Source organism: Prevotella sp. MGM2, from assembly GCF_002933955.1.
In the GTDB taxonomy this organism is placed as follows: Bacteria; Bacteroidota; Bacteroidia; order Bacteroidales; family Bacteroidaceae; genus Alloprevotella.
In genome coordinates this window covers 1-554 of record NZ_BEWW01000101.1, presented here as the reverse complement: position 1 = coordinate 554, position 554 = coordinate 1, and the positions used below count along the sequence as shown (strand labels likewise).

General features: G+C 57.8%; 1 protein-coding gene. It reads left to right on the top strand.

Translation table 11 applies throughout. The annotated features are described in order from the left end of the window. A partial coding sequence (locus C5S62_RS02205) for an HAD family hydrolase (RefSeq protein WP_133159466.1) occupies positions 1 to 554 on the top strand: 554 nt, incomplete at both ends.

Below are 554 nucleotides of genomic sequence, written 5' to 3'. Positions count from 1 at the left end.
CACATGCGGCCGTTTCAAAGTAACCGGTGTGGAATGCGCCGATGGAATGAGCCAGAGAGAACTGCTCCGGCTGGCTGGCGGAGTAGAGCAATACAGTACGCATCCACTTGCCCATGCCGTCGCCGATTACGTGGCATCTGCGGGAATAAAGCCCGCTGTTGCAGACACGGTGGAGGAACTTCCCGGACGAGGCTTACGGGCTGCGGTCGATACCCGCACTGTCTTAGTCGGTAGTCGCCGGCTGCTCGAAGAAGAAGGAGTTCCGGCAGAAACTGTTCCCGCTGTTGCCGGAACAGACGGGCTGGTGATGATTGCCATTGACAAACGCTATGCCGGCTCTTTCATTCTGACAGACATGCCCAAGCATGATGCCGCTAAAGCAGTAAGGGAATTGCGCCGGTTAGGCGTAAAACGGCAGATTATACTCTCCGGCGACCGCCAAGATGCGGTGCGCGAACTGGCAGACAGGATCGGTATAACCGAATACCGGGGCGATCTTCTTCCCGAACAGAAATTACAACAGGTCAAGCGCCGGCGCTCCTCCCCCCGTCCCC